This is a genomic window from Budvicia aquatica DSM 5075 = ATCC 35567 (genome assembly GCF_000427805.1).
Taxonomy (GTDB): Bacteria; Pseudomonadota; Gammaproteobacteria; order Enterobacterales; family Enterobacteriaceae; genus Budvicia; species Budvicia aquatica.
In genome coordinates, this window is record NZ_ATYS01000107.1 from 1 (window position 1) to 3,749 (window position 3,749).

A 3,749-nucleotide genomic window follows, 5' to 3' on the forward strand; every position below is an offset into this window, starting at 1 on the left:
ACCTGTGATTTACCGATTTTTAAACCCTTCATTACCCTGTTGGCTAATGTTATCGAACGTCACCCAAAAGTCTTCAGCATCACGCTCAATTACAGTAATGTTGACTACACGGCAGAAACGGGCGGTTACCGCCCTGTGGAAATTAGGATAGAAAGGAAACAGGATAATCGCTGGTATATCTGCTACGTAACCGAGTTTACCTATATAGCGACACCGTTTGGCCAAGAATCAACCTATGCCATTGATTTCGACTTCAGTCGGGGCTTAGGGTATCAGCTTGGTATGACACCAGAGCCTATTGCTGCCTACAGCCCCCTGTATAGCCTCTGGCAACGTAACTTCTGCCGTTACCATTCCCACGATGTCTATCAGTGTAAAACCAGCATTGAGGAGGCATAAGTGCCTATTAAGACATTCTGCATGATGACCTCAATTTAGCTTTTTCAAGATCCCCAACCTAGCCCCGTCCCAACATCACATGTGTAATATCTAATAATATTCTATTCATTGTTTTATCGATAAAAATTATTATTGATGAACTATTTCAGCGATATAATCAAATCTTTAATGATTATCACTCACTGTGTAGAGTGTCTCTTCTCCGGTATGTAGATGGCAAAACCACTAAATGCACAGTGATCTTAGCGTAGAAAAATAGCATTGCCTTTGGGTTTAACTCATGCTGGTGCATTGAGTGACATCACTACAGATAAATTAAGCTAAATTAGAAGCAAGACAAACTATCCTGACTGATGATCGTCGGGGTAGTTTACTCCTTTCCTTCACATTATTTTTTTGCTTATTCTGTTGAGCTCTACGCATAGCGCTAGATTATTAGCTGTTGACTTAAATGAAAATACGCAACATCAACAAATAATCGATAAGATTGCTTATTTGCCCCTCTTTGTTAGTCTAACGTGACTAAAATAATAAATTCAGAGATAAACATGTTTCTTAAAAAAACGTTAACGTTACTGGCATCCTGCACTGGGATCGTGTTAACCCATTTCCCTCTCTATGCGGAAAGCTTAAGCGATTGTGTCGGGGGGTACGTTTGCTATTCGGAAAATGTTAGCCACGCAACGATTGATGGATTAACCGGCCCTAACGGCATCGCTTACATCATATTTTTCGCACCAGAAGGTACGTTACAATCATCGGCATCCATTAGCGATTCCGTTGTTAATAGCGGTGGCTCTTTGCGGGTAGGTGGCGTTGCTGAAAATATCACCCTAAATCAGGGTGCTAATATGTACTTAGGCAAATTTCGTTACGACATGGTAGGTAATGCGCTCAATCCACTGGCGAAAGGTGAAGCAACGGGCATTATTGTGAACAAAAATGCGGTCCTTTATGTGCAATACGCAGGCGTGGCAAGTAACACGTTGGTTGATGGCGGAAAAGAATATGCTTTTAATGTTCAGGATAGAGCGATTGAGGGCTTACCGGCCACATTGATTAACAGTACCATTATTCATGGTGGTATCAGTTACATCAGTGATGGCGGCGTGAGCCAAGGTGCTAAGGTCATCGGTGAAAAAAGCATTCAATATATTTATAAAGGTAAATTCGATACGGGCACGTCGTACAATGCGTTAATAACAGATGGCGGGCTGCAAAATGTAATGGACATGGACAGCGCGTCTTATCATACAGTCCTTGAATCAGGTGGATTGCAGTACGTCAATCGTTATGGTACCAGCTACAATACGGTGATTAACCATGACAGCGTGTTATCGGTCTATAATGGCGGTGTTGCTCGAGACAGCGTGGCCAATAATAACGGTATCATCGCCGTCTTTGTTGGGACGAATAACACCGAACCAGGCAAAGCAATTAACACCACGCTAAATGAAAACAGTCAATTACATGCTTATCGTCACACACTAACACAAACCACCACGGCCAATGACAGTGCCACTATCTTTATTGATGCCGGCGCTAAAGCGACTGGTCTAACGACAATGAATGACGCCACAACGCTGACACTAGAAGCGGGAACGGATGTCTCCGCTTATGCTGAGGATATTTTACTCAATGGTAGCCAAACATCCCTTGAGATTAAACCGATGCTCACGACGCGCTCCGCGGCCGAATGGGTAACCGTCTCAATTGATAAACTCCACACGCAGTCAGGCACCATCAGATTTATGTCTGATACTACGTTCGATAAATATGCCCAACTACATATCGGCAATTTATCAGGCAATTCGACGATAATATTTAATACCTTGTTCAATGAAGGTAAGGGTAATTTTGTCACCGTGGATAATGGTAGCGGTCAACATGGGGTTATCGTTCGGGATTCCGGTCAAGATATTACAGCACCAGGAAGCCAAACACTTAATCTCATTAATGACCGTAGTCAGGGGGCCAACTTCTTCTTAACCTCAGATTCCGTGAACAATATTACAGCCATTGATGGGGGTACTTACATGTACTCGCTGAAAAAGTCAGAAAATAAAGATGGAATGAATGGTAATGTTTGGTATCTCACCACCGACCTTCAACTCCCCGAAGTTCCGCCGATTGTGATCCCGGAAAAGCCAATACCAAACCCGGACGTTTCGACGACCCCCTCAACGGATGCTGTTTTAAGCCTCGCCTCTAGTACTCAGTTCATTTTTGATGGTGAATTGCAGAGCCTGCGTTTTCGTCAGGGCAGTCTTAATATGAACAAAGGTCAGAATTCAGGTGTCTGGGGGCGCTATCTCACCAACAATACACGCATTCGAGCGAACAATAATACGGCTTATCGTTTACAGCAAGATGGGATTGAGCTTGGTGCAGATACAGTATTAACCACTTCTGGTGGTCGCTTGATTACCGGAGGATTCGTCTCGTATTCAGATAATATGATTAAACATGCCCGAGGGGGAGCAAGCAATACGGACAGTTACAGTATTGGCGCTTATGCGACTTATTTCGATGATAGCGGTGTGTATGTTGATAGCGTACTTAAACTGAATCGTTTTAATCATGCATTAAATGCCCGTATGACTAATGGTCATTCTGTACAGGCGGATTACCATCAAAATGCCATTGGTGTGGCACTGGAAATGGGCTACCACTATGCATGGGGGCCGCAATGGTTTGCTGAACCGTATTTATTAACAAGCTTTTTCTCTGCTGATACCAAAGACGTTAAACTCAACAATGGAATGAAAGCCGACATCGATAATAACCGCTCGTTGAAAAATGAAGTGGGTACAACGCTAGGTTACCGCATCAGTGTCAATAGCGATGTCATTATCCAGCCGTACAGTCGCCTTGCTATTGAGCGGGAATTTATCAAATCGAACAACGTTACGATTAATGACGTTAATGATTTTAATAATAACGTTTCAGGTAATGTTGGAAAGTATGGCTTAGGAACCAATATTCAGGTCAATTCGGATACCCATGTCTTCGCAGAAATTAACTACCGTAAAGGGCAATATGTCGAGTCACCAATAATAGGTAATATCGGATTTCGAGTGAACTTTTAAGGCAGTAAATGGGCACTCACAATTAGTTGCGTATTTTCATCTAAGTCGAGCGCTGAACAGCCCTATGCAAAACTCGAACACTCTGAAAACGCACAACCGCTTGAAGATTGGATAATGGCTTTCATTTCAATTTCATCGTCAACGGGTGTATACTCATCAGTCATTAATTGACCGATTTTTGCAACCTTTTGCGAATGTATTTTCGCCTAAAGAATGACAATGAAACCACACGACATCAATATAAACGCAAAATCGCGACAG

At 42.8% G+C, this 3,749-nt stretch carries 2 protein-coding genes; both read left to right on the plus strand.

What is annotated here, in order from left to right; translation table 11 throughout:
• Positions 1–399 (plus strand): DUF2787 family protein (locus tag YWE_RS0120665; RefSeq protein ID WP_051323489.1); only part of this gene is annotated, 399 nt, incomplete at its 5' end.
• 548 nt (positions 400–947) lie between these two features.
• Positions 948–3,488: an autotransporter outer membrane beta-barrel domain-containing protein gene (locus tag YWE_RS30730; protein WP_134531019.1), complete on the plus strand. Its 2,541-nt coding sequence runs from the start codon at positions 948–950 to the stop codon at positions 3,486–3,488.
• Positions 3,489–3,749: the final 261 nt, after the last annotated feature.

Bases quoted from the DNA above. Each gene is read 5' to 3' on its own strand.
- YWE_RS30730 (WP_134531019.1), top strand. From the start codon at position 948: ATGTTTCTTAAAAAAACGTTAACGTTACTGGCATCCTGCACTGGGATC.